The following is a 24,930-nucleotide window of genomic DNA, read 5'->3' on the forward strand; positions in this document are numbered from 1 at the left end:
GCTCTCGTTACAGCAACGCCCTCACACCGGAATTGGTGCCGGAGTCACGCCCCCCTTGGCGCCATTGTCCGTGCGCTAGGTTGATCAGCATGACAAACGCGGACGGCAACGCGGGCGAAACGCCGCCATCCGACCCCGGTTCCCAACCGTCTGAACTGTCGTCCAGCGGCTACGAAGCACCTTCGATCGAGCACTCTCAGGATCGGCCGGATACCGGCGCGGCGCAACCGTCGTACGAGTTCGCGCCGCCGACCCCCGATCCCGGCACGCCTTATCCGCCTGCGATCGACTACCCCGCCGACATTCCGTACGACTACCCGCCACCGCCGGGGCTGCCGCCGTCAATGCCGGGTGGTGCCGGCTATCCCCCGCCGCTGCCCGGATATCCACCGCCACCGCCGGGTTACGCACCGCCGGGTTACGCACCGCCGGATTTCGCACCGCCCGGCGGTTACCCCGCCGGCGTGTCCGGCTACCCGGGATACCCAGGTGGTTACGGGATGCCACCGGCCAACCCCACCAACAGCATGGCGATCGGATCGCTGGTCGCCTCGGTCCTGTCGCTCATCATGTTCTTCGCCTGCGGGGTCGGACTGCTCGCCGCCCTGGTCGGTATCGGTCTCGGGATCGTCGCGCTCAATCAGATCAAGCAGAGTGCACCGGGCTTCGGTCCGCAGAACGGACAATTGGGCTACGGTCCGCAGAGCGGACAATTCGGTTACGGCCCGTACGCCGAGCAACCGGGCCGCGGCCTTGCGATCGCCGGTATCGCTGTCGGCGCCTTCGGCACCCTGATCAACGGCGTCTGGCTGCTGTTCTTCATCGGCAGCGCCCTCGGCTCATAGCCCCGTCCCACTGCACCAAATCTGGTGCAGCACAGGAGGGTCCGGCCTAAGTCGGCGGCCGGAAGGGGTCGGCCAGCCGGTTCATCCCCGCTGCCCGCCCCTTGCCCGCGATCACCAGAGCCATCTTGCGGCTGGCCTCGTCGATCATCTCGTCGCCGAGCATCACCGCTCCCCTGGCCCCGCCGGCCTGCGAGGTGTGCCACTCGTAGGCGTCCAGGATCAGCTCGGCGTGATCGTAATCGGCCTGGCGAGGACTGAAGATCTCGTTGCCCGCCTCGATCTGGTCCGGGTGCAGCACCCACTTGCCGTCGTAACCCAGTGCCGCTGAGCGGCCGGCCACCCGGCGGAACCCGTCCACGTCGCGCACCTTCACAAACGGCCCGTCGATCGCGTTGATCCCGCGGCTGCGCGCGGCGATCAGGATGCGCATCAGCACGTGGTGATGGGCGTCGCCGATGTCGTACCCGTCGGGCTGCCCGCCGACCTCCAGAGTGCGCATGTTGAGGCTGGCGGCCATGTCCCCAGGCCCCAGCACCAGCGCGCACACCCGCGGGCCGGCTGCGATCGCGTCGACGTTGGTCAGTCCCTGTGCGTTCTCGATCTGCGCCTCGATCCCGATCCGGCCGGGTTCCAGTCCATGGGTGACCTCCAGCTGAGTGAGCAGCAGATCCAGCGCCTGCACGTGGGCCACCTCGGTCACCTTGGGCAACACGATGAGATCGATGGACGCCCCCGCTGAAGCCACAGTGGACACCACCTCGATCACGTCGGCGTAGGTCCATGGGGTGGTCCAGTCGTTGACCCGTATCCCACGCAGCTGGCCTGCCCAGCCGTCACCGGCCAGTGCGGCCGCCACCTGTGCGCGGGCCGACGCCTTGGCCTCGGGGGCGACCGCGTCCTCGAGATCGAGGAACACCTCGTCAGCAGGCAGAGCTTTGGCCTTCTCGATCATCTTCAGGCTGCTGCCCGGAACCGAGAGGCAGGTTCTGCGGGGTCGATACGTGTTCTCCACGACCACAGTCTCTACCCTTTGACTCATGGCGGCGGTGAACAGGGTCTACGCGGCCCGGCTGGCGGGGATGGTCGTGCTGGGCCCCGACGGGGAGTCCATCGGCCGTGTCCGCGATGTGGTGATCAGCATCAGCATCGTCCGGCAGCAGCCGCGTGTTCTCGGCCTGGTGGTCGAATTGCTCACCCGACGAAGGATTTTCGTTCCGATTCTGCGGGTCACCGCGATCGAACCCGGTTCGGTGACGCTGGCCACCGGTAGCGTGTCGCTGCGCCGGTTCGCGCAGCGCCCCGGCGAGGTGCTGGTTCTGGGCCAGGTACTCGAAACCCGGGTGCGGGTCGACGATCCCGATCTGGAGCAACTGGCCGGAATCGACGTCGTGGTAGTCGATCTGGGCATCGAGCAGACCCGGACCCGCGACTGGGTGGTGACCCGGGTGGCGGTGCGTCCGCAACGACGCCTCGGCCGGCGCACCAACATCCACGTCGTCGAGTGGCAGAACGTGCACGGCCTGACGCCGTCCGGCCTGGCGATGCCGGACCAGGGGGTGGCCTCGCTGCTCGAGCAGTTCGAGGGACAACGACCCATCGAGGTGGCCGAGGCCCTCCGCGAACTGCCGACCAAGCGGCGCTACGAGCTGTACCGGGCGTTCGACGACGAGCGGCTGGCCGACGTGTTGCAGGAGCTCCCCGAAGATGAGCAGGCCGCGGTGCTGCGCCAGCTGAACACCGAACGCGCCGCCGACGTCCTGGAGGCGATGGACCCCGACGACGCCGCCGACGTGCTGGGTTCGATGACCCCGGCCGATGCCGAGACCCTGCTGCGCAAGATGGACCCCGAGGATTCCGAGGATGTGCGACGGCTGCTGGCCCACTCACCCGACACCGCAGGTGGTCTGATGACCAGCGAACCAGTGGTCCTGGCGCCCGACACCACCGTCGCCGAGGCGTTGGCGCGAATCCGCGACCCCGATCTCACGCCGGCCCTGGCCTCGATGGTCTTCGTCACGCGGCCACCCAGCGCCACCCCAACCGGGCAGTACCTGGGCTGCGTCCACCTGCAACGGTTGCTACGAGAACCGCCGGCGGCCCTGGTCAGCGGTATCGCCGATACGGATTTGCCCAGCCTGAGCCCGGCCGATTCACTGGCCGCGGTGACCCGCTACTTCGCCGCGTACAACCTGGTGTGCGGCCCCGTCGTCGATGAGGAGAACCACCTCTTGGGGGCGGTGTCGGTCGACGACGTGCTCGACCACATGCTGCCCGACGACTGGCGTGAACGTGACGAGCCTGAGCTCCCGGTGGCGGGCTCATGAGCGAAACCTCGGCGCGTCAGCGGCTGGACACCCCGCGCGCGACCCGCGGCTTCGGGCTGCACGTCGACATCGAGGCGGTGGGCGCGTTCAGCGAGTCGATCGCGCGTTTCCTCGGCACCGGGCGCTACCTGGCCATTCAGACCATCGTGGTGCTGGTCTGGATCGCCCTCAACATCGGCGTCTTCACCTTCCAATGGGACCCGTACCCGTTCATCCTGCTCAACCTGGCGTTCTCGACTCAGGCCGCGTATGCCGCCCCGCTCATCCTGCTGGCCCAGAACCGGCAGGAGAACCGGGACCGGGTCTCCCTCGAGGAAGACCGGCGCCGGGCCGAACAGACCAAGGCCGACACCGAGTACCTGGCCAGGGAACTGGCGTCGCTGCGGTTGGCGGTCGGCGAGGTTGCCACCCGCGACTACCTGCGCCGCGAGTTGGAAGAACTGCGTGACCTGATCACCGAGATCACCTTGCCCGCCGACGGCGACCGGGCGAACCCGAGCAAATCCGACGGGGGTGAACGCCGGTCCAAACGCGGTGGTTGATCTCGCTGTCGACCATTGTCGTAACAACGGAAACCGGGACTATGTATGGTGACTTGGTTCACAACATGGTATTTGGCCAAAGCTGACCTAAGGACAGGCAATTGCGCGTAGGGGGAGGAGCGGTGTTCGAGACCGCTCGGCGCCGTATGAGCCAGCTCATGCGCTCACCTGTGCTCGGCGTCGCCGTCCTGGCTCCCATCGTTCTGGTCGCCGGTGCCGGGTCTTCCGCATCTGACGTCGACATGTCCGATACCGCGGTCACGCCGCTGGCCGCGGTGCAGCCGCAGATCGACCGCTCGGGCCCCGCGGTGGTCGCCGCGGCCAGGCCCCCCACGAACTTCCGCATCAAGGCGATGACCACGATCTCGGCTCCCCCGCCCGCTTTCGTCGTCAATACCCCTGGCGCCCTTGGCATTCCGGGCACGTCACTGAAGGCGTACCGCAATGCCGAACGGATGATGGCCGCGGCCTACCCCGGTTGCGGGATCAGCTGGAACCTGCTGGCCGGCATCGGCCGGATCGAGTCGGGGCACGCCAACGGCGGCGCCACCGATGCCCGCGGCACCGCGGTGCGGCCGATCTACGGTCCCGCCCTCGACGGCACCCTGCCGGGCAACGAGATCATCGTCCAGAGCGCTCAGGCCGGGCGGATCTCCTATGTCCGGGCGATGGGGCCGATGCAGTTCCTGCCCGGAACCTGGGCCCGCTATGCCTCCGACGGGGACGGTGACGGCAAGGCCGACGTGCAGAACGTGTTCGATTCGGCGCTGGCCGCCGCCCGCTACCTGTGCAGCGGCGGGCTCAACCTGCGGGAACAGTCCCAGGTCATGACCGCCATCCTCCGGTACAACAACTCGGTGGCCTACGCCCGCAACGTGTTGGGCTGGGCCGCCGCGTATGCCACGGGCGTGGTGCCGGTCGACCTGCCGGAGATCACCGGGTCCATTCCGCCGATCGGTGATTCGCATCTGGACAATCCCGAGGGCCTCGGACCGGGCCTGCCGGCCGATGCCACCGGGCTGCCCGCTGGCGATCCGCTGGCTCTGATCCCGCTGCTCAACCGCAATGAGACCGGCACACAGAACGTCCCGGGATTCGCGCCCGGGCAGGTGCTCGGCCCGCTGCCCGGCCCGGCCCAGGCCATCCCGTCCGAGACGCCCGCCGCTCCGCCGCCGTGGGTCCCGCCCTGGGAGCAGCCGCGCCAGCCCGCATGCGTGGTGTTCTGCCTGGGCGAGCAGGCTCCCCCGCCGGCTCCGGCGCCGCCGCTGGGGCCGCCCCCCGCTCCAGGACCGGGGCCGGTCCCCGCTCCACAGCTGGCGCCCCCGCCGGGACCGTTGCCTGGCGCGCCGGTCGGCCCACCGATCGAGGCCGCGCCTGCCGCACCGGCACTTGTCGGGCCGGCACCCGGACCCGCGCCGGGACCGGCACCGGGTCCGGCCTGATGCTGGCCTGAATCCAGGTCGCGGTGCCGCCGCCGTAGACTCAGCGGTGATGTCCGAATCTGCCACTGAGCTGCAATCCGCAGTTCGCGCTGCGCTGGCCAAGGTGATCGACCCCGAATTGCGGAAGCCGATCACCGAACTCGGCATGGTCAAGAACATCTCGATCGATGCCGACCACGGCGTCCACGTCGAGATCTACCTGACCACCGCGGCCTGCCCGAAGAAGACCGAGATCGCCGACCTCGTGACGGCCGCTGCCACCGATGTGCCGGGCACCGGCGCGGTCAAGGTGAGCCTGGACGTGATGAACGACGAGCAGCGCGCCGAACTGCGCACGCTGCTGCGTGGCGATTCCCGCGAACCGGTGATCCCCTTCGCCCAGCCCAACTCCCTGACCCGGGTCTACGCGGTCGCCTCCGGGAAGGGCGGCGTGGGCAAGTCCAGCGTGACGGTCAACCTGGCCGCGGCGATGGCCGCCCGCGGTCTGTCCGTCGGTCTGCTGGATGCCGACATCTACGGCCATTCGGTACCGCGCATGATGGGCACCAACGACCGGCCCACCCAGGTCGACTCGATGATCCTGCCGCCGATCGCCCACGACGTGAAGGTCATCTCGATCGCCATGTTCACACAGGGCAACACGCCCGTGGTGTGGCGCGGGCCGATGCTGCACCGGGCCCTGCAACAGTTCCTGGCCGACGTCTACTGGGGCGATCTGGACGTGCTGCTGCTCGATCTGCCGCCCGGCACCGGCGATATCGCCATCTCGGTGGCCCAGTTGATCCCCGGCGCGGAGATCCTGGTGGTGACCACTCCGCAGATGGCTGCCGCCGAGGTGGCCGAGCGCGCCGGCGCGATCGCCCTGCAGACCCGTCAGCGCATCGCCGGCGTGGTCGAGAACATGTCCGGTCTGCAGATGCCCGACGGCACCGTCATGCAGCTGTTCGGTGAGGGCGGCGGCCGTCAGGTCGCGGAGTCGCTCACCCGCTCGGTCGGCGCCGAGGTCCCGCTGCTGGGCCAGGTCCCGCTGGACCCGGCGCTCGTGGCAGCCGGGGACTCCGGAGTTCCGCTCGTCCTGTCGGCGCCCGAATCAGCGGCCGGTGCCGAGCTGCGCAAGATCGCCGACGGACTGTCGGCCCGCAAGCGGGGCCTGGCCGGGATGTCGCTGGGTCTGGATACCGCGCGCCGCTAGGTGGCGTCGGGGTCGAACGTCGTGCCGGCCGCCTTGTCTACCGGCTTGCTGTCGATCTCACCGGCCGGCTTGTCGCCCGGGACCGACGGCTGCTGATTCTTACTGTCGTCGAACGCCCCGGTGAGGAACGAGTCGTCGCCGTCGAGCAGATGCTTGGTGAGCGCGGCCCGCGGCGTCATGCCGCGCAGCTTCTGCAACTCGGCCAGGGGCTGCCGCAGATCGTCGAACTCCGGGCCCAGGTCTTCGCGCAGCTGGCTGGTGGCACCGCTGACATAGTCGCGTGCCTGACGCAGAGCGCCGGAGGTCCACCGGATGGCACCGGGCAGGCGCTCAGGCCCCAGGATCACCAGACCGGCGATCACCAGGACCAGCATCTCCCCCCATCCGATGTTCGCGAACATCGCTACTGCGCTTTTTGATCGTCGCCGATCGGCGTGACCATGAAGGTCATGGGCCGACCGTCGCGGAGCACCTCGATCGGGGCCTCCTGCCCGATGTGGAGCTGACGCACCGCGACCACCATCTCGTCGGCGTCGGCAACCTTGCGGTCCCCGACCTTCACCACCACGTCGTTCTCCAGAATGCCGGCCTTGTCGGCCGGGCCACCGGCGTTGACGTTGCGGACCTGCGCACCGGAGGCCACGCTGTTGCTCACCGTGACGGCGCTGAGCAGCAGCGTCGGATGCGCGACCTTGCCGTCCTTGATCAGGTTCTCGACGACCTGCTTGACCTCGTTGACCGGGATGGCGAAACCGAGGCCACTGGCGCTGTCCGACAAGGACTTTCCGGCCGTGTTGATGCCGATCACCTCGGAGGACATGTTGATCAGCGGGCCACCGGAGTTGCCGTGGTTGATGGAGGCATCGGTCTGAAGGCCGTCGATCACCGTGTCGGTGTCCGAACCTTCGCCCGACAGGGGCACCGGCCGGTGCAGCGCGCTGATGATGCCGTGGGTGACCGTGCTGCGCAGACCCAGCGGGGCGCCCGCCGCGATGACTTCCTCACCGACGCGCACCTTCTCGGAATCGCCCATCCGCGCCACGACGAGATTGTCGACGTTGTCGACCTTGAGTACCGCCAGGTCGGTCTTGGGGTCGCGACCGACCAGGTTGGCCGGCACTTCCTTGCCGTCGTTGAAGACCACGGTGATCTGGTAGTCGGCGGGCTTGCTCGCCGCATCGGAGATCACGTGGTTGTTGGTGACGATGTAGCCCTTGCCGTCGACCACGACGCCGGAACCCTGCGAGCCCTCGGTCTTGCTCTTGGCCTCGATGGTCACCACCGAGTCCTCGACCGCTGCGGCCACCGTGGCGAACCGGCCGGCGTCCGGGGACGGCAGGTCACCGGTCTCCAGCGTCACCTTCGAGGTGGTGAAGGCCTGCACGGTACCTGCGGTCTTCTGCCCGACCCAGCCACCGATCGCGCCGACCATGAGCGTGATCAGGAGCAACACGACCAGCGCGAGCCACGACACGCGGCCGCCGAACAGCACTTCGCGGGCACCCAGCTTGCCGATCGGCGCAGGCACGATCACCGGAGCGGCCGGTGCCTGCGCGGGCGTGCCCAGCGCCGGGACGGCGCTCGGGTTGCGCCATGGGTCGTCGAAGTCGTCTTCACCTGCGGTCCGCTCGGCCTCGAGTGCCCCGGCGTCGGTGGGGTGCCGCTGCAGCGAGTCACCGCCGGCGGAGGGTCGACTGAAGGCCTCGGCCAGCACGGGATCCGGCGGGAGGTCCTTGGGAGCGTACTCGCCCTGGTCCTGGTACTTCTCTGCACCGAGGAACGAGCCGTCCACACCGGCGGGACGGCCGAACGTGCGCTGCGACAACTGGTCGACGGGTGGCCGCTCGACAGGGCGCGGTTCCAGACGGCCGCTCTCGTCGGACTGGTCCTGATTGGTCACCGGTGTATCACTCTCTATCGGAGCGCCCGCCCCAGCCAGATAGGCCGACGCCGGTCACTGATCGCCTTGTGGTCCAGCCTACCGGCGCTTACGCCGACTCCGCGTCGGGTCATCAGCAAACTGAGGCTGTTCGTCGACGTCAGCCGGGGGCTGCGGACTGTGGTGCGGAATCTGCGACAACAGTCCCAACAGGGAATTCGGAATGGCTATCGGACAGGAATCTCGCAATGCGGCCCGGGCCTGACCCTGGGCATCGACCTCGGCCGCGCAGTCCGGGCACAGGGACAGGTGGTGCGCGGCCCGCAGATGCGCACTCATCCTCAGCTCACCGTCGACGAAGGCCGCGATGGCCTCGGTCGACAGGTGTTCGGTGGAACCGAACTGTCGAGGTGCACCTACCGGTGCATCGCTCTGGGAGGCGAACTGCGCAGGCAACCAGGAGAATGCGCGACGGAACACGTGTCCCGGGTCGACCATCGCCCAGCTCCTCCCGCCATGACCAAATGTCCTGACCCGAATGTAGCGCGACCGGGCGCGCCGAACACCAACCACCACTAGGCGGATTTGGCGGTTTCCGGCGAGTGCTTCGCCAGGTACTCGCGCAAGGCCTGCCGACCGCGGTGAATGCGGCTGCGGACGGTACCGAGCTTCACGCCCAGCGTGGCGCCGATTTCTTCGTAGGACAGACCCTCGATGTCGCACAGCACCACGGCGGCGCGGAACTCCGGGGCCAGCGAGTCCAGAGCGGCCTGAAGATCGGCTCCCAACCGCGAGTCGTGGTAGATCTGCTCAGGGTTCGGGTCGTCTGCGGGGACTCGGTCGTAGTCCTCGGGCAGCGCTTCCATGCGGATGCGGCCGCGCCGGCGGACCATGTCCAGGAACAGGTTGGTGGTGATGCGGTGCAACCACCCCTCGAACGTTCCCGGCTGGTAGTTCTGCACGGAGCGGAACACCCGGATGAACGTCTCCTGGGTCAGGTCCTCGGCATCGTGCTGGTTACCCGAGAGGCGATAGGCCAGCCGGTATACCCGGTCCGCGTGTTGACGCACCAGCTCGTCCCATGACGGCATGGCAGCCTGATCGCCGGTGGCGTCGAACACGGCGGTGCCGGTCAACTCATCAGACGGCTCCACCCATTCGCCTGCGGTGAATTGCTCCAGGTGGGCCATGGTCACCGGGGCGGCCTGGGTGGCGGGGTTCGAGGTAACAGCGTTCGCGCTCGTCGGATCCTCCTGATCACAGTTTTCACTCAGCTCAACACGACTGATGACTTCGCTATTCCGATTGCTGTCCTGGTTGTGCTGGGCAGTGCGCCAGCGGGCGCCGTGTTCCATGCGGATACCGTTCCTGATCCCGGTGTGGCGGGCATATGAGCAATCTGAACTTTCCCTGAGAAAGCCGACGATACGTCCGGTTACCTGCGCAGACCAGCGAATTTTCAGTGGTGATACCTACCACCCACGGGCGTGTCGCGACGGTGCCCCCGGCCTCTGGCCTACGCTGCGGGCATGGTCAGCTCCAACCCCGGTCGCGCCGAAGCGATCGTCACGCATGCCGAACGGTCGATCTCCGAAGACGAGATCGTCGCGGCCGCGCGTGAGCGGGCCGAAGAACTCGGCGCGGGTGCGGTGACCCCGGCCGTCGGAGCGTTGCTGAGCGTGCTCGCGCGGCTCACCGGAGGCCGGGCGGTCGTCGAGGTCGGCACCGGTGCCGGCGTGAGCGGGTTGTGGCTGTTGTCCGGCATGAGCGACGACGGCGTGCTGACCACCATCGACGTCGAGCCCGAGCACCAACGAATCGCCAAGCAGGGGTTCAACGAGGCCGGAGTCGGCCCGGGACGTACCCGTCTGATCAGCGGTCGCGCCCAGGAGGTGCTGACCCGCTTGGCCGACGAGTCCTATGACCTGGTGTTCATCGACGCCGAGCCGATCGATCAGCCGCAGTTCGTGGCCGAAGGTGTGCGCCTTTTGCGTTCCGGCGGCGCGATCGTGCTGCACCGGGCCGCGCTGGGCGGCCGGGCCGGCGATGCCTCGGCGAACGACGCCGAGGTCGCTGCCGTGCGTGAAGCAGCCCGGCTGATCGCCGAGGACGAACGGCTCACCCCGGTGCTGATCCCGTTGGGCGACGGTCTGCTCGCCGCCGCCCGCGACTGACTCTCTCCCCGCCTCTTCCTGACCTCACCCCGGTCGCTTCCGGCTGAGCAGACGCGCAAGTACCCGCTGCCCGGGTTTTTCGGGTACCTGCGCGTCTGCTCGGCACGGAGCGCTGTCCCGCGCCGAACTCTTTCTTTACGGATTCCTGACGGGCCACCCCCTTGACCGAGCGCTGAACGCGCGTTTAGCGTATTGAACATGCGTTCAGTCGACGATCGAGATGATCGAACAGCAGTGGCCCGGATCCGCGACGCCGCGATCGAGCAGTACGGGCAACACGGATTCAGCGTGGGACTGCGCACCATCGCCGAGGCCGCGGGCGTCAGCGCCGCCCTGGTGATCCACCACTTCGGTTCGAAGGAAGGGCTACGCAAGGCGTGCGACGCCTATGTCGCCGAGGTGGTGCGCGAGGCCAAGACCGAGTCACTGCAGAACGGCGACCCCGCCACCTGGATGGCCCAGATGTCGGAGATCGAGTCCTACGCGCCGCTGATGGCCTACCTCGTCCGCAGCATGCAGTCCGGGAGTGACTTGGCGAAGACGTTCTGGCGCACCATGGTCGACAACGCCGAGCAGTACCTCGAAGAAGGCGTGCGGACCGGAGTGCTCAAACCCAGCCGCGACCCGAAAGCGCGCGCCCGCTTCATGGCGATCTGCAGCGGCGGCGGATTTCTGCTGTACCTGCAGATGCACGACGACCCAACGGATCTGCGCCGGGTGCTGCGGGATTACGGCGAGGACATGATGCTGCCGGCCCTCGAGCTCTACACCGACGGTCTGATGACCGACTCGACGATGTACGACGCATTCCTGCACCAGCGCGAACAAGGCATCCCGTTCAGTTCCGGCACCGACGACACCGCCACGACCACCGACAAGAAGGAGCCAGCGTGAACCACTCCGTCGAAATCCGCGGACTGTCAAAGTCTTTCGGACACACCAAGGCACTCGATGGGCTGAATCTGAGCGTGTCTCCTGGCGACGTCACCGGATTCCTCGGGCCCAACGGAGCCGGTAAGTCCACCACGATCCGGGTGTTGCTGGGCCTGCTCCGCGCCGACGGGGGCACCGTGCGACTCCTGGGCGGCGACCCGTGGCGCGACGCGGTCGCACTGCACCGCCGCATCGCCTACGTCCCCGGCGATGTCACCCTGTGGCCCAACCTGACCGGCATGCAGGCCATCGATTTCCTGTGCCGGCTGCGCGGGAACGGCAGCGACACCCGCAGACGCGACGAACTGATCGAACGGTTCGAACTGGACCCGCACAAGAAGGCCCGCACCTACTCCAAGGGCAACCGGCAGAAGGTCGCCATCGTGGCGGCGTTCAGCTGCCACTCCGACCTCTACATTCTCGACGAGCCGACGTCCGGGCTGGACCCGTTGATGGAACGGGCATTTCAGCAGTGTGTAGCCGAGGTGGCCGGGCAGGGTGCCGCGGTCCTGCTGTCGAGCCATATCCTGGCCGAGGTCGAAAAGCTCTGCGACAACGTGACGATCATCCGGTCCGGACGCACGGTACGTTCCGGCACCCTCGCCGAACTACGGCACCTGATGCGCACCAAGGTCAGCGCCCGCACCCGCTCCGACGGCCGGGCACTGCAGAACACCCCGTATGTGCACGACTTCGCGAGTAACGATGGCACCGTGTCCTTCTCGGTGGACCGGGCCGACCTTGAGTTCACCCTCGAGCACCTGACCGACCTCGGCATCGAGGATCTGACGGTCACACCAGCGTCGCTGGAGGACATGTTCCTGCGCGAGTACCAGGGGGCGACCCGGTGACCACCGCAACCGGCCCGGCCCGGCCCGCCCGACGGCCGAGCACGGGCACATCGCCGTTCACCGGTATCGGCACGCTGCTGAAGTTGGCACTACGCCGGGACCGGGTCCGGCTGAGCGTGTGGGTCGCCACCCTCAGCTTGATGATGGTGTACGCCCCCAACGCAATTCGCCTGGCCTACCCCGGAGAGGAACAACGCCTGGCCCGGGTCAACCTGCTGAAGACACCTGCCGGGATGATGCTGGGCGGCCCGATGTTCGGCGTGAACGAAACCGACCTCGGCGTGATGATGGCCAACGAGCTGACTCTCACCCTGACCATCGCCACCTCGATCCTGGCCATTCTCACCGTGATTCGTCATACCCGCGCCGAGGAGGAGAACGGCAGCGCAGAGCTGGTGCTGTCCTCCGTGGTGGGCCGCTACGCCCGAACGGCTGCGGCTCTGACGCTGGTCGGCGGAGTCAACGCGGTGCTGGCACTCACGATGACGCTGGCGATGGCCTCCACCGGTTTCGCCGTCGTCGACACCGCCGCCATGAGCCTGGGCATCACGGGGGTGGCGATGGTGTTCGGCGCGGTCTCCGCCGTGACCGCCCAACTCTGGCGCCAGTCCCGCACCGCGTCGGGCGCAGCGATGGCGACCCTGGCGGTGGCCGCGCTGGTGCGCGGGGCCGGTGACGTCATCGACAACTCCGGCAGCACCCTGAGCTGGTTCTCCCCCATCGCCTGGGCGCAGCAGATGCGCCCGTTCGTCGATCTGCGCTGGTGGCCGTTCGGGTTGTTGGTCATTCTGGCGGTCGGATTGATGACCGTGGCCGCGGTGCTGGAGAGCCGTCGTCAATACGATGCGGGGACTATCGCGTCGACGGGTGAGCGTCCCGACGCCCCTGCCATCACCGGCCCGCTGCGGCTGCACCTGACGCTGCAACGCGGCCAGACAATCGGCTGGGCAGTGGGACTGTTCGTGGCCGGGCTGGTATTCGGCTCGATGACGAAAGCTCTGATGGACGCGGCCAAGACCAACGAGCTGATCGCCCGATTGCTGTCCGCGACGGGCAACGACGGCATCTACACCACCATGACTCAGTTCCTGGCCGCGGCGGCCACGGCGTATGTCTCATCAGTGGTGCTGCGGGTGTACACCGACGAGCAGAACGGACTGGGCGAGCCGGTTCTGGCCGGGGCGGTGTCACGGTGGCGCTGGCTGTTGGGCGCGGTCGGCTGCGCGCTGGCCGGGTCGGGGATCCTGATGTTCTGCGCCGGCCTGGGCAACGGCCTCGGTGCCGGGCTGACTCTTGGTGAGCCGGGCACCATCATCCGCCTCACCTTGGCCGCGCTGGCCTATCTCCCCGCGCTGGCGGTGCTCGCCTCGGTCGCGGCCCTGGCCGTGGCTCTGCGTTCGCCCTGGATCGCCTGGCTGGCAGTCACCTTCGTGATCACCGCGTTGTACCTCGGGGCGCTGCTACGGCTCCCGCGCTGGCTGATCGAGCTGTCCCCGGTCGGCCAGACCACCGTGCCGAGCCAGTTCCCGGCCATGGCCCTGGTGGTAATGCTCGTCACCGCAACGGTTCTGGCGGCCATCGCGGGCTTGATCTATCGCAACCGCGACGCGGTGTGAACCCGAACAGGAGACAGTTGATGAAACTCGCACTTCAGACGATCGCTTCGGGCGTGTTCGGCCTGGCATTGTTCGCCGTGACGCTGTTCTGGCCGGCCGGCACGTTCCACTATTGGCAGGCCTGGGTTTTCATTGCCGTGTTCATGGCGACCACCATGGTCCCGAGCATTTATCTCGCGGTCAGAGACCCGGCTGCCCTGCAACGACGCCTCCACGGTGGGCCCACCGCGGAAACGCGGATCGTGCAGAAGATCGTCATCTGGGCGGTCACGGGCTCGGCCTTCGCGGCGTTTGCCCTCAGTGCGCTCGACCACCGGTTCGGCTGGTCCAGCGTGCCGGTCGCCGTCGTAATCCTCGGCAACGTCCTGGTGGCGGTCGGGCTCATCCTCGCGCAGACGGTGGTCTTCCAGAACAGCTTCGCCGGCGCCAGTATCCAGGTGGAGGACGACCAGCCGCTCGTCTCGACGGGGCTTTACGGTCTGGTCCGACACCCGATGTATTTCGGCGCGGTGTTGATGATGTTCGGCACCCCACTGGCGCTGGGTTCTTACTGGGCCCTACTCGTTTCGATCGCCTCGATACCGATCTTCGACGTGCGGATCGCCGACGAGGAGAAGATGCTGCGAGCCGAACTCGACGGCTACGACGAGTACACGCAGAAGGTGCCCTACCGGCTGCTGCCCTACGTCTGGTGAGGACTGCGACGTGAAGACAGGTCTACTCACCGCCGTGTCGGCCGTCATCGGACTGGTCGTATTCGGTGCACTGGTGTTCGGTCCGGCCGGGACGTTCGACTACTGGCAGGGGTGGGCATTCCTCGCGGTGTTCGCCCTGACCACTCTCCTTCCGAGCAGATACCTGGCGGTGCATGATCCGGAAGCGCTGCGACGCCGGATGCGCGCCGGACCGGTCGCCGAGACCAGACCACTGCAGAAGGTCGCCAGCACGTTGGCGTTCACTTTCCTGGCTGCGATGGTCATCGTGAGCGTCCTGGACCACCGGTTCGGCTGGTCGGCCGTCCCCGCCTGGGTGTCGGTCGTCGGCAACGCGTTGGTGGCCGTGGGACTCGGCGCCGCGATGCTCGTGGTGAGCCAGAACAGTTACGCCGCGGCCAACGTGATCGTGGAGGCGGGCCAGACCGTCGTGTCCACCGGCCTGTATCGGCTGGTGCGCCATCCGATGTACGCCGGGAACGTGATCATGATGATCGGCATCCCGCCGGCTCTCGGCTCGTACTGGGGATTGCTGCTCATGATCCCGGGTATAGCGATACTCGCCATGCGCATAGTCGACGAGGAGAAGCTCCTGCGCGCCGAACTCGACGGCTACGACGCGTATGCCGGGAAGGTCCGTTACCGGCTGCTGCCCTACGTCTGGTGAGGACTGCGATGTGAGAGGCCACGACGCGGACTCAGAGCCGATAACGACGAACCGCCGGGTCTGGAGCGGAGTTCGCCGCATACTGCAGTAATGGAACTGTTGACCGGCTTCGGCCTGGCCACTGCGGCGGGGCTCAATGCCTACATCCCGTTGCTGGCCCTCGGCCTGCTGTCACGCTTCACCCATCTGGTGTCATTGCCGGCGGGGTGGTCGTGGCTGGAGAACGGCTGGGTGATGGCGATCGTCGCGGTCTTGCTGATCGTCGAAGTGGTCGCCGACAAGATCCCCGCGCTCGATTCCATCAACGACACCATCCAGACCTTCGTGCGCCCGACCGCGGGCGGCATCGTGTTCGGCTCGGGCACCGCGTCCCAGACCGCCGCGGTCGCCGATCCCGGCGCGTTCGCCCAGTCCGGCCAATGGATTCCGGTGGCGATCGGCGCGGTGACCGCACTCGTGGTGTCGCTGACCAAATCGACGGTGCGGCCGGCCGCCAACGTCGCCACCGCCGGCGTAGCCGCCCCGGTGCTGTCCACTGTCGAGGACGTCACGAGTGTCGGACTGGTCTTCGTGGCGATCCTGCTGCCGATCCTGGTGCTCGTCGCGCTGTTGGCGCTGATCTGGGGTGCTTTCCGGTTGTGGCGGTGGCGCCGACGACGCAGTGAAGCCAAGGTCGGCGTCAACGCACGCAGCAATGCAGCTCCCCGCCCTGCCGCGGTAGACCCCTGGGAGTGAATCCGGTTCGGCGATGCGTCGGACGCGTCAGATCCACACACCCTTGCCGACGGCGACCACGCCGCCCGCGCTGATCGCAAACCGTTCCCGGTCCTTGTCGAGGTCCACGCCCACCATCTCGCCCGGGCCCACCACCACGTTCTTGTCCAGGATCGCGTGGCGCACCACCGCGCCGCGGCCGATCCGCACGCCCGGCATCAGCACGCTGCCCTCCACGATCGCGCCGTCGTCGATCACCACATTGGAGGACAGCACCGAATTGCGTACGGACGCCGCGGAAATGATGCTCCCGGCGCCGACGACCGACTCCTGTGCCGAGCCGCCGTTGACGAACTTGGCCGGGGCCAGATTCTCCGACTCGCCGCGGATCGGCCAGCGCTTGTTGTACAGGTTGAACACCGGGTGCACCGACACCAGGTCCATGTGCGCGTCGTAGAACGCGTCCAGGGTTCCGACGTCGCGCCAATAGCCGTGGTCACGTTCGGTGGCGCCGGGCACCTCGTTGTTGTTGAAGTCGTAGACCGCCGCCATCCCGTCGGACACCAGCCGGGGAATGATGTCGCCGCCCATGTCGTGGTCGGAGTGGTCGTCGTCGGCATCGGCGCGGATCGCGTCGATGAGCACCTTGGTGGTGAAGATGTAGTTGCCCATCGACACGAAGGTCTGCTCGGGATCGTCGGGCGTGCCCGGCGGGTTCGCGGGCTTCTCGACGAAATCCTTGATGCGCCCAGAGTCGTCGGCGTCGATGCAGCCGAACGCACTGGCCTCCGCGCGGGGTACCCGGATGCCGGCCACAGTCGCCCCGGCCCCGCTGTCGATGTGGAACCGCAGCATCTGCTCGGGATCCATGCGGTACACGTGGTCGGCGCCGAAGATGATGATGTAGTCGGGATCTTCGTCGTAGATCAGGTTGAGCGACTGGTAGATCGCATCCGCCGAGCCGGTGTACCAACGCGGACCGAGCCGCTGTTGGGCCGGCACCGGGGTGATGTACTCACCGGCCAGACCCGACAGACGCCAGTTCTGGCTGATGTGACGGTCCAGTGAATGCGACTTGTATTGCGTCAGAACACAGATCCGTAGGTAACGGGCGTTGACGAGATTGGACAGCACGAAGTCGATCAGCCGGTAAGCACCGCCGAAGGGAACTGCCGGCTTGGCTCGATCGGCGGTCAACGGGTACAGCCGTTTGCCCTCTCCCCCGGCCAGAACGATGCCCAGCACATGTGGCAACTCCCTCATGGGTCCAAACCTATCCGCCAACCAGCAACGCGGCCAGCCAATGGCAACAGAAGTCTGCGGCGCGTAGCTAGACCCGCCAAGACCTACTACCGTCTCGGATATGCGGGTGGCCATGATGACTCGGGAATATCCACCCGAGGTGTACGGCGGTGCCGGTGTGCATGTGACCGAACTCGTCGCCCAGTTGCGTCAGCTTTGCGACGTCGACGTGCACTGCATGGGCGCCCCGCGTGACGGCGCCTTCGTGGCGCAGCCCGATCCCGCGCTGCGTGGTGCCAACCCGGCTCTGTCGACGCTGTCCGCGGATCTCAACATGGTCAACTCGGCCGCCGCCGCGACAGTGGTGCACTCGCACACCTGGTACGCCGGAATGGCCGGGCACCTGACCGGGCTGCTCTACGGCATCCCGCACGTGCTGACCGCGCATTCCCTCGAGCCGCTGCGTCCGTGGAAGGCCGAGCAACTCGGCGGGGGCTACCGGGTGTCGTCCTGGGTGGAGCGGACCGCGATCGAGGCCGCCGACGCGGTCATCGCGGTGAGTTCCGGCATGCGCCACGACGTGCTGCGCACCTATCCGGCACTCGACCCCGGCCGGGTCCACGTGGTGCGCAACGGGATCGACACCGACGTCTGGTACCCGACTCCGCCTGCCGACACCGACTCGGTGCTCGCCGAGCTCGGGGTCGACCTGGGCCGACCGATCGTGGCGTTCGTCGGGCGCATCACCCGTCAGAAGGGTGTGGCCCACCTGGTGGCCGCGGCCCATCGGTTCAGCCCCGAGGTGCAGCTGGTGTTGTGTGCCGGCGCCCCCGACACCCCCGAGATCGCCGCCGAGGTGTCCTCAGCGGTGGCCGAGCTGGCCCGTGCCCGCACCGGCGTGTTCTGGGTGCGCGAGATGCTGCCGATCAACAAGATTCGCGAAATACTTTCCGCTGCAACAGTTTTCGTATGCCCTTCGGTGTATGAGCCGTTGGGTATCGTGAACCTGGAAGCGATGGCGTGTTCGACGCCGGTCGTCGCGTCCGACGTCGGAGGCATCCCCGAGGTGGTCGCCGACCGGCAGACCGGGCTGCTCGTGCACTACGACGCCAGCGATCCACGCTTCTTCGAGATGCGTCTGGCCGATGCGGTCAACTCACTCGTGGCGGAGCCGGAAACCGCCCGAAAGTACGGCGAGGCCGGGCGCCAGCGCTGCATCGCCGAGTTCTCCTGGGCGCACATCGCTGAACAGACCCTGGAGATATACCGCAAGGTGTCCGCCTGAGCGGACACCTTGCGAGCCGATCAGCTGGTGACGGCCTTGAGTTCGTCGCCCAGCGCAGCGGCCTCGTCGGGAGTCAGTTCGACAACGAGGCGCCCACCGCCTTCCAGCGGTACTCGCATAACGATTCCTCGCCCCTCTTTGGTTGCTTCCAGTGGACCGTCACCGGTCCGGGGCTTCATCGCCGCCATCGAGTGCTCCCTCCAACAGTGCCGACCCGTGTCAGCGGGCCAGGTTGGGGCCGAAGCCGCCCACTCGTTGGCGGCACCCGGCGTTGAACTGCTACTGAACTAGCCCTATTGTTCCTTATCCGCGGCTGTGCTTGTGCAAAGACCCGTCGGATACCGACCGAAGGCATGTTTTACCGGTCACAATTACTGCGCCGGGACCCAGCAGGTCGCGACATGGTCGTCGACCATCCCGGTGGCCTGCATCAACGCATATGCCGTGGTCGGGCCGACGAATTTGAAGCCCCGCCGCTTGAGTTCCTTGGCCATCGCGGTCGATTCCGGGGTCACGGCAGGCACTTGGGCCAGGTCAGCGGGCCGCGGCCGGGCCGGGGGCGCGAACGACCACAACAGCTCGCCGAGGTCTACGTCGAGCTCGGTGACAGCCTTTGCATTGGCGATGGTCGCGACGATCTTGGCCCGGTTGCGCACGATCCCCGCGTCGGCCATCAACCGCTCGACGTCGTCGTCGGTGTACCTCGCGACGGCGTCCGCATCGAACCCGTCGAACGCGGCCCGGAAATTCTCCCGCTTGCGCAGGATCGTCAGCCAGCTCAACCCGCTCTGGAATGCCTCCAGGCTGATCCGCTCGAACAGCGCACCAGAATCCCGCAGCGGGCGACCCCACTCGGTGTCGTGATAGTCGCGGTAGAGGGTGTCTCCCGCAGCTGAGCTGCTGGCTGAGACTGCCCAGCCGCAGCGGGTCTTGCCGTCGTCGGTCATGACTCGTCCGAGGTGCGGACCTCGCCTGCGGTGGCCGACACTTCTTCCTCGTCGTCGGCAACCTCGTCGAAGTCGTCGGGCACACCGTACGCAGCGCGCACCGCTGCCAGCTCCCCGCGCACCGCGTCGAGTTCGCGGCCCAGCCGATCGAGCACCCAGTCCACTTCGCTGGTCTTGTATCCACGGACGGCCTGGGCGAACTTGAGCGCATCCACATCGGCACCCGTGACGCCCGAGGCCGGCAGGACCGTGGCGGTGGTGCCCCGTGGCAGCGGCGGCAGCGTCTCACCGCGGCCGAAGATGACGCTGCCCAGCCCGAACAGCACCGTGGCCACCAGAACCAGCACCACGAGGTACAGCAGTATCAGTGTCACTGCAAACACCACGCAATCACGTAGGAATTCGAGTCCATCAGGGTCCACTATCCACGACAGCACCGACGAGACCTGGCGCCACACCACCGGCCGGTGGTTACGTGGGCAGAAGATGCCGAATCGTCCCAGGAAGGTGGATCAGAATGCCTGGCAACCCAACGCCTGCAACTGCCCTGCTCATGGCTGGAGCCGCGACTGCGATGGCCGCGGTGGTCGCTTGTGGCGGAGGCCAAGCGCCGACGACAGCCAATCCGGACAAGCAGGACGGGACCAGCGCGGCGCCGGCCCCCACCCAGTCCCCGCCGCAGGCGACCGCGAAGGGCAACACCGCTCTGCTGGCGGCAGCGGAGACGGCGCGAGGCACTGTTCCCGGCAGCACCGTGTCCTCCATCGAGACCGAGCGCGACGACACGCAATGGGAGGTTCAGGTCATCACGACCGATGGCGTCGAGCACGAGGTCGAGGTCTCCGCCGATGGCACCCAAGTTCTGAGCGGCCCGCTCGCCAAGCCGGAGGACGCCAAGGACACAGCCAAACACCGCAGCCGCATCCAGGCCGCCAAGCTCGACTTCCGCGCAGCTGTCGACGCTGTCGCCAAGGCCGTCGACGGCCGGATCACCGAATTGAACCTGGACGACCGCGACGGCACCACGGTGTGGGAGGCGGACGTCGTCGATCCCGCGAACACCCTTCACGAAGTCAGCGTCGACGCCGGTACCGGTTCCGTCGTGGCCCGGAACTGAAGGCCGACCGTCAGCGCGGGCGCAGGGTGACCATGGGCGGGCGGTCGGCCAGGGACACCGAAGACACCCGCGGGGTGAAGTCGTCGCCGTCGGCGTAGAACTGCGTCAGCCCCACCCCCGAATCGGCGATCCCGCACCGCGACAGCAAGGTCGCGATGACCTGTCGGCTCATCGAGGCGAGCTCGGTCAGCGGCCGGTTCCGATGCGCCCGGACGCCGAGGTTCACCTGGGCAATGGCATCGAGGCCGAGTCGGTCGTAGGTGTCGACCAGCAGGCCGATCTCCACGCCGTAGCCGGGCGCGAACGGCACCGAGGTCAGCAGTTCGCGGGTGCCCGCGTATTCGCCGCCCAGCGGCTGCAACACGCAGTTCAACTCGGGACGCAACGAGGCCAGCAGCGGGCGGGCCACCAACTCGGTGACCCGGCCGCCACCGTTCGCGTCCTCGGCGCCGCTCACCTTGAGCGGCCGCCGGTAGAACCCCTTGACGAGGTGCACCCCGTCGGCGGTGAGCAGCGGGCCCAGCAGCTTGGGCACGAACATCGGGTCGGGATCGATCAGGTCGGAGTCGACGAAGGCGATGATGTCGCCCGTCGTGGCGGCCAGCGACCGCCACAGCACTTCGCCCTTGCCCGGTTGCGGCGCGATCTCGGGCAGCGCCACCTCGCGGCTGACCACCCGGGCCCCGGCGGCGACGGCGCGGATCTCGGTGTCGTCGGTGGACCCCGAATCGAGCACGATCAGCTCGTCGACCAGCCCGCCGAGCAACGGGGTGATGGTCTCGACGACGGACGCGACGGTTTCTTCCTCATTGAGGGCAGGCAGAACCACCGAGACCGTGCGGCCCGCCTTGGCGGCCTCCAGCTCTTCGATGGTCCAGCTCGGCCGGTTCCAGCTGTGGTCGGTCAGCCAGCGGTGGCCGACGACTCCGTCGGCGACGGACAGATCAGGCAGAGCGGTCATGCCAACCCCCTCACTGTTCGTGCGGGTGCCCGCACTCCCTGGATCGACGCGACCATCTCCAGCACGCGCCGTGTGGGTCCGACCTCGTGTACCCGGAACATCGCGGCTCCATCCGCGGCGGCGAGTGCCGTCGCGGCCAGGGTGCCCTCCAGGCGTTCGGTCAGATCCACACCCAGAGTCTCCCCGACAAAATCCTTGTTGCTCAGCGCCATCAGGACTGGCCATCCGGTCTTAACAAGATCTTTTACGTGACGCAACAAACTAAGACCGTGATGAGTGTTTTTACCGAAATCATGGGTGGGGTCGATCAGTATCCGGTCGCGTGGCACACCCGTTGCTACCGCCCGCTCGGCCGCCGCGGTCACCTCGGCGATGACGTCGTCGACGACGCCGCGTTCGGTGATCCCGTAGTTCACCCGGAACGGCCGGGTGCGCGGCACCGCGCCGCCGGTGTGTGAGCAGACCAGGCCGGCGCCGAACTCGGCGGCCACCTCGGGCAGCCCTGGATCCGCACCTGCCCAGGTGTCGTTGATCAGATCGGCCCCAGCCGCGCAGGCCTGCTTGGCCACGGCGGCGCGCCAGGTGTCGACGCTGATCAACTGGTCGGGGTAGGTGGTGCGCAGCCATTCGATGAACGGCACGACGCGGGCGATCTCCTCTTCGGCGTCGACCATGCTGCCGGGGCCTGCTTTGACGCCGCCCACGTCGATCACGTCGGCACCGTCGTCGATCGCGCGCTGGGCAGCGGCCTTGGCCGCGTCGTCGGTGAAGGTGGCGCCGCGGTCGTAGAAGGAGTCCGGGGTCCGGTTGACGATCGCCATGATCAGGGCACGGTCAGCCGCGACCGGGCGCCCGCAGAACGTCGTCAACACGCCTCCATAGTGCCCGGTGGCTCAACCGCAGCAGTATTCGCGCCAGCTTCCGCGTCGTTTTCTACCTGTCGGTCGTCGCCGGACGCGATCGACGACCCAGGCGTGGAAATCCGCGCGGAGCTGCAGGCGCCCGCCTACTTCGGCCGCTTACCGGCCGTCACTTCGTCGGGGTATTCCGGGTAGAAGGGCACGTAGCCCTCCTCGCGGCCGGCCAGCACGTACAGCGGATCCTCGATGTCGGATCCATACCCCTGCTTGCGCAGGTCGACCTTCTGGCTCTTGAAGGTCGAGGTGTGCGCCAGTTCGGTGACGACGCGGACGAACAGCGGCACGGCGTAGGCCGGCAGGTGCGCGTAGAACGCGTCGGCCAGCTCCTTGCCTGCGAATTCCTTGCCGCCCTTGAGCTGCACAGCGGCCATCCCGGCGCGACCACCGGCGCCGGGCACCTCGACGCCGAACACGGTGCACTCCTCGATCAGCGGATGGCTCGCAACAGCCGCCTCCACCTCGGTGGTGGCCACGTTCTCGCCCTTCCACCGGAACGTGTCGCCGAGCCGGTCGGCGAACGCGGCGTGGCCCAGCCCCTGGGAACGCATCAGGTCGCCGGTGTTGAACCAGACGTCGCCTTCCTTGAAGGCGTTGCGCACCAGCTTCTTCTCGCTGGCGGCCTTGTCGGTGTAACCGTCGAACGGCTGCAGCGCGTTGATCTTGGAGAGCATCAGGCCGGGCTCGCCGCGCTTGACCTTGCGCAGCCGGCCGTCGGCGCCACGGGCCGGTTCGCCACTGTCGGCGTCGTATTCGACGAAGGCGACGGGACTCGGGCAGATGCCGGTGGACTTCGACACGTTGAAGACGTTGACGAAGGCGGTGTTGCCCTCGCTGGCGGCGTAGAACTCGCAGACGCGCGGGATGCCGAAGCGCTGGGTGAACTCGTCCCAGATGGCCGGGCGCAGCCCGTTGCCGACGATCACGCGGACCTTGTGTGCCCGGTCGGTCGGTTTGGGCGGCTGGTTGAGCAGATAGCCGCAGATCTCACCGATGTAGACGAAGGCGGTCGCGTCGTAGGCGATGACCTCGTCCCAGAACCGGGATGCCGAGAACGACTTGCCCAGGGCCAGGGCGGCACCCGAGTTCAGTGCCGAACCGACCGAGACCGTCAGGGCGTTGTTGTGATAGAGCGGCAGGCAGCAGTACAGGGTGTCGTTGCTGTGCAGCCGAAGCCCGAGGCCACCGAATCCGGCCAGGGCACGCAGCCAGCGGTAGTGCGTCATGACGCTGGCCTTGGGCATGCCGGTGGTGCCCGAGGTGAAGATGTAGAACGCCTTGTCCTTGGCCAGGACGGCGGACGCGCTGGCCGGGTTGGTGGTCGGCGCGGTGGCCGCCAGCCGGCGCAGCTCCTCGACCGTGATCAGGCCGTTGACCTCGGCCCCGCAGTCGGTGACGTGCTCGATCAGATCGGACTCGGCCACCACGGCGGTGGCGTCGAGCAGTCCGAAGCTGTGGGCCAGCACCTTGCCGCGCTGGTGGTAGTTGAGCATGCCTGCGACAGCGCCGCACTTGACGATCGCCAGCATCAGCAGGACCGCATCGGGCGAGTTGCGCAGCATCACCCCGACGACGTCGCCGTGGCCGACACCCTTGGCGGCGAGGACTGCCGCATACCGGTTGACGGTCTCGTTGGCTTCGCGATACGTGATGCGCTCGTCGCCGAACTTGAGGAAAACCCGGTCGGCGTACTGGGCGGCACGCTCCTGGAACACCTTGCCGATCGAGGTCTTGGCGGTCGGCCGGGCCATCATTCCGGTGACTACACCTCGCACGATGACCGGCGCATCCATCAGCAGACCGGGTACCTGGCTGGCGAGGTCGAGTAGGCCGACGCTGCTCCTGGTGCCCGATTTCTGGTCGGTCATGCGGTCTCCCCCTGCGCGTTGTTATGGGTCTCGAAGTGGCTGTCGTGTGGGCAACACCATAGCCGCGCTGGTAACCGCCGTTACCGCCGGTTCTAGGTAACCGACTCGCACGCCTCGAGCGCGGCGGACACCTCGTCGACGACAATCAACCGATCCAGGGCTGCATCACTCACGTAACCCGAGGCGACGAGTCCGCGCAGCCATTTCAACAAGCCGTCGTAGTGACCGAACGGGTCGAGCAGCACCACCGGCTTCTCGTGCATCCCGAGATAGCCCGCTGTCCAGGCCTCGAAGAACTCCTCCAGCGTGCCGATGCCGCCGGGCAGCGCGATGAACGCGTCGGAGCGGTCCTCCATCTCCTTCTTGCGTTCCCGCATCGTGTCGGTGACCACCAGCTCAGCGGCGTCCACGTCGGCGAGCTCGCGGTGAACGAGCGCCTTGGGGATCACGCCGACCGTGCGACCGTTGCTCGATCGCGCCGCCCGGGCGACCGCACCCATCGCCGACACGTTGCCGCCACCGGAGACCAGCGTCCATCCGCGCTTGGCGATCGCCACCCCTACCTCACTGGCCAGGGCCAGCAGCTCGGGATGGGTGGGACCCGAGGCGCAATAGACACACACCGCAAACTCGCGGTCAGTTTCACCGGACACGCACACAACCTAGAGGGTGGTGGTGAACCGTCGATGTCGGGTGGCTGA

General features: G+C 67.5%; 27 protein-coding genes. 14 read left to right on the forward strand and 13 right to left on the reverse strand.

The features are described from left to right. Positions 1–89 precede the first annotated feature (89 nt). Entirely contained in the window at positions 90–845 is a 756-nt protein-coding gene (locus AC4ELS_RS25065; RefSeq protein ID WP_499049706.1) for a DUF4190 domain-containing protein, read from the forward strand. Between the two features lie 46 nt (positions 846–891). Here the strand turns inward: AC4ELS_RS25065 and AC4ELS_RS25070 are convergent, their stop codons facing one another. Then, entirely contained in the window at positions 892–1,857 is a 966-nt protein-coding gene (locus tag AC4ELS_RS25070) for an HpcH/HpaI aldolase/citrate lyase family protein (RefSeq protein ID WP_499049708.1), read from the reverse strand. A gap of 25 nt (positions 1,858–1,882) precedes the next feature. On the opposite strand from AC4ELS_RS25070, the gene AC4ELS_RS25075 reads away from it, so the two are divergent. The 4 genes from AC4ELS_RS25075 (at position 1,883) to AC4ELS_RS25090 (ending at position 6,345) form a co-directional block, all read left to right on the forward strand. Continuing rightward, complete coding sequence (locus AC4ELS_RS25075) at positions 1,883–3,169, forward strand: magnesium transporter MgtE N-terminal domain-containing protein (protein ID WP_055116441.1); 1,287 nt, start codon at positions 1,883–1,885, stop codon at positions 3,167–3,169. Next, on the forward strand, positions 3,166–3,711 hold the full coding sequence (locus AC4ELS_RS25080; RefSeq protein WP_064886707.1) for a DUF1003 domain-containing protein: 546 nt from the start codon (positions 3,166–3,168) through the stop codon (positions 3,709–3,711). The genes AC4ELS_RS25075 and AC4ELS_RS25080 overlap by 4 nt, the downstream gene beginning before the upstream one ends. Before the next feature lie 158 nt (positions 3,712–3,869). Then, entirely contained in the window at positions 3,870–5,153 is a 1,284-nt protein-coding gene (locus tag AC4ELS_RS25085; RefSeq protein WP_064886714.1) for a lytic transglycosylase domain-containing protein, read from the forward strand. A gap of 49 nt (positions 5,154–5,202) precedes the next feature. Next, the gene (locus AC4ELS_RS25090) at positions 5,203–6,345 is read left to right on the forward strand and encodes an Mrp/NBP35 family ATP-binding protein (RefSeq protein ID WP_064886715.1); all 1,143 of its coding nucleotides are present in this window, start codon (positions 5,203–5,205) and stop codon (positions 6,343–6,345) included. Here the strand turns inward: AC4ELS_RS25090 and tatB are convergent. From tatB to sigE, 4 genes are all read right to left on the reverse strand, one after another. Continuing rightward, a complete protein-coding gene (gene tatB, locus AC4ELS_RS25095) occupies positions 6,342–6,746 on the reverse strand; it encodes a Sec-independent protein translocase protein TatB (protein ID WP_064886708.1) in 405 nt (134 codons plus the stop codon). The genes AC4ELS_RS25090 and tatB overlap by 4 nt on opposite strands. A 2-nt stretch (positions 6,747–6,748) precedes the next feature. Continuing rightward, on the reverse strand, positions 6,749–8,245 hold the full coding sequence (htrA, locus tag AC4ELS_RS25100) for a serine protease HtrA (protein WP_499049711.1): 1,497 nt from the start codon (positions 8,243–8,245) through the stop codon (positions 6,749–6,751). 78 nt (positions 8,246–8,323) lie between these two features. Then, positions 8,324–8,722, reverse strand: coding sequence for an anti-sigma E factor RseA (gene rseA, locus AC4ELS_RS25105; RefSeq protein ID WP_054602999.1), 399 nt, complete (start codon positions 8,720–8,722; stop codon positions 8,324–8,326). A gap of 77 nt (positions 8,723–8,799) precedes the next feature. Further along, positions 8,800–9,579 (reverse strand): RNA polymerase sigma factor SigE, encoded by a 780-nt coding sequence (sigE, locus tag AC4ELS_RS25110; RefSeq protein ID WP_055116450.1) that lies wholly within the window; start codon positions 9,577–9,579, stop codon positions 8,800–8,802. Between the two features lie 174 nt (positions 9,580–9,753). Between sigE and AC4ELS_RS25115 the strand changes: the two genes are divergently transcribed. The 7 genes from AC4ELS_RS25115 to AC4ELS_RS25145 all read left to right on the forward strand — a co-directional run bounded on the left by AC4ELS_RS25115 (position 9,754) and on the right by AC4ELS_RS25145 (position 15,913). Continuing rightward, positions 9,754–10,398 (forward strand): O-methyltransferase, encoded by a 645-nt coding sequence (locus tag AC4ELS_RS25115; protein ID WP_064960407.1) that lies wholly within the window; start codon positions 9,754–9,756, stop codon positions 10,396–10,398. Positions 10,399–10,596: 198 nt separating this feature from the next. Further along, positions 10,597–11,292 (forward strand): TetR/AcrR family transcriptional regulator, encoded by a 696-nt coding sequence (locus AC4ELS_RS25120; protein ID WP_064886264.1) that lies wholly within the window; start codon positions 10,597–10,599, stop codon positions 11,290–11,292. Then, positions 11,289–12,182 (forward strand): ABC transporter ATP-binding protein, encoded by an 894-nt coding sequence (locus AC4ELS_RS25125; RefSeq protein WP_064960409.1) that lies wholly within the window; start codon positions 11,289–11,291, stop codon positions 12,180–12,182. Before AC4ELS_RS25120 ends, AC4ELS_RS25125 begins: the two co-directional genes overlap by 4 nt. Beyond that, entirely contained in the window at positions 12,179–13,798 is a 1,620-nt protein-coding gene (locus AC4ELS_RS25130; RefSeq protein WP_448448489.1) for an ABC transporter permease, read from the forward strand. Before AC4ELS_RS25125 ends, AC4ELS_RS25130 begins: the two co-directional genes overlap by 4 nt. Positions 13,799–13,818: 20 nt before the next feature. Next, positions 13,819–14,493, forward strand: a complete 675-nt coding sequence (locus AC4ELS_RS25135; protein WP_499049713.1) for a methyltransferase family protein — start codon at positions 13,819–13,821, stop codon at positions 14,491–14,493. A 10-nt stretch (positions 14,494–14,503) separates the two neighbouring features. Further along, positions 14,504–15,178 carry a methyltransferase family protein gene (locus AC4ELS_RS25140; RefSeq protein ID WP_448448490.1) on the forward strand — a complete coding sequence of 225 codons (675 nt, stop codon included), beginning with the start codon at positions 14,504–14,506 and terminating at the stop codon, positions 15,176–15,178. Positions 15,179–15,268: 90 nt separating this feature from the next. Next, the gene (locus AC4ELS_RS25145) at positions 15,269–15,913 is read left to right on the forward strand and encodes a DUF4126 domain-containing protein (RefSeq protein ID WP_448448491.1); all 645 of its coding nucleotides are present in this window, start codon (positions 15,269–15,271) and stop codon (positions 15,911–15,913) included. 27 nt (positions 15,914–15,940) lie between these two features. Here the strand turns inward: AC4ELS_RS25145 and glgC are convergent, their stop codons facing one another. Then, positions 15,941–17,155 carry a glucose-1-phosphate adenylyltransferase gene (gene glgC, locus AC4ELS_RS25150; RefSeq protein WP_064960412.1) on the reverse strand — a complete coding sequence of 405 codons (1,215 nt, stop codon included), beginning with the start codon at positions 17,153–17,155 and terminating at the stop codon, positions 15,941–15,943. A 100-nt stretch (positions 17,156–17,255) separates the two neighbouring features. Here glgC and glgA point away from each other — a divergent pair, with 100 nt between their 5' ends. After that, positions 17,256–18,419, forward strand: a complete 1,164-nt coding sequence (gene glgA / locus AC4ELS_RS25155; RefSeq protein ID WP_064886270.1) for a glycogen synthase — start codon at positions 17,256–17,258, stop codon at positions 18,417–18,419. Between the two features lie 20 nt (positions 18,420–18,439). Here glgA and AC4ELS_RS25160 read toward each other — a convergent pair whose 3' ends face one another. The 3 genes from AC4ELS_RS25160 to AC4ELS_RS25170 form a co-directional block, all read right to left on the reverse strand. Next, positions 18,440–18,607 carry a DUF3117 domain-containing protein gene (locus AC4ELS_RS25160; RefSeq protein ID WP_003885506.1) on the reverse strand — a complete coding sequence of 56 codons (168 nt, stop codon included), beginning with the start codon at positions 18,605–18,607 and terminating at the stop codon, positions 18,440–18,442. Between the two features lie 183 nt (positions 18,608–18,790). Beyond that, positions 18,791–19,366 (reverse strand): DNA-3-methyladenine glycosylase I, encoded by a 576-nt coding sequence (locus tag AC4ELS_RS25165; protein ID WP_064960413.1) that lies wholly within the window; start codon positions 19,364–19,366, stop codon positions 18,791–18,793. After that, positions 19,363–19,740, reverse strand: coding sequence for a DivIVA domain-containing protein (locus tag AC4ELS_RS25170; protein WP_064886293.1), 378 nt, complete (start codon positions 19,738–19,740; stop codon positions 19,363–19,365). The genes AC4ELS_RS25165 and AC4ELS_RS25170 overlap by 4 nt, the downstream gene beginning before the upstream one ends. Before the next feature lie 143 nt (positions 19,741–19,883). Between AC4ELS_RS25170 and AC4ELS_RS25175 the strand changes: the two genes are divergently transcribed. Next, positions 19,884–20,483 (forward strand): PepSY domain-containing protein, encoded by a 600-nt coding sequence (locus AC4ELS_RS25175; protein WP_499049715.1) that lies wholly within the window; start codon positions 19,884–19,886, stop codon positions 20,481–20,483. Positions 20,484–20,493: 10 nt separating this feature from the next. Here the strand turns inward: AC4ELS_RS25175 and AC4ELS_RS25180 are convergent, their stop codons facing one another. The 4 genes from AC4ELS_RS25180 to log all read right to left on the reverse strand — a co-directional run bounded on the left by AC4ELS_RS25180 (position 20,494) and on the right by log (position 24,882). Beyond that, positions 20,494–21,444 carry a glucosyl-3-phosphoglycerate synthase gene (locus tag AC4ELS_RS25180; protein ID WP_064886273.1) on the reverse strand — a complete coding sequence of 317 codons (951 nt, stop codon included), beginning with the start codon at positions 21,442–21,444 and terminating at the stop codon, positions 20,494–20,496. Continuing rightward, positions 21,441–22,265: a dihydropteroate synthase gene (gene folP, locus AC4ELS_RS25185; RefSeq protein WP_082941828.1), complete on the reverse strand. Its 825-nt coding sequence runs from the start codon at positions 22,263–22,265 to the stop codon at positions 21,441–21,443. Before folP ends, AC4ELS_RS25180 begins: the two co-directional genes overlap by 4 nt. Before the next feature lie 185 nt (positions 22,266–22,450). Further along, the gene (gene fadD6, locus AC4ELS_RS25190; protein ID WP_064886275.1) at positions 22,451–24,229 is read right to left on the reverse strand and encodes a long-chain-acyl-CoA synthetase FadD6; all 1,779 of its coding nucleotides are present in this window, start codon (positions 24,227–24,229) and stop codon (positions 22,451–22,453) included. A 92-nt stretch (positions 24,230–24,321) separates the two neighbouring features. After that, positions 24,322–24,882 carry a cytokinin riboside 5'-monophosphate phosphoribohydrolase gene (log, locus tag AC4ELS_RS25195; RefSeq protein ID WP_055116475.1) on the reverse strand — a complete coding sequence of 187 codons (561 nt, stop codon included), beginning with the start codon at positions 24,880–24,882 and terminating at the stop codon, positions 24,322–24,324. Positions 24,883–24,930: the final 48 nt, after the last annotated feature.

It is taken from the genome of Mycobacterium shunyiense (assembly GCF_058270035.1).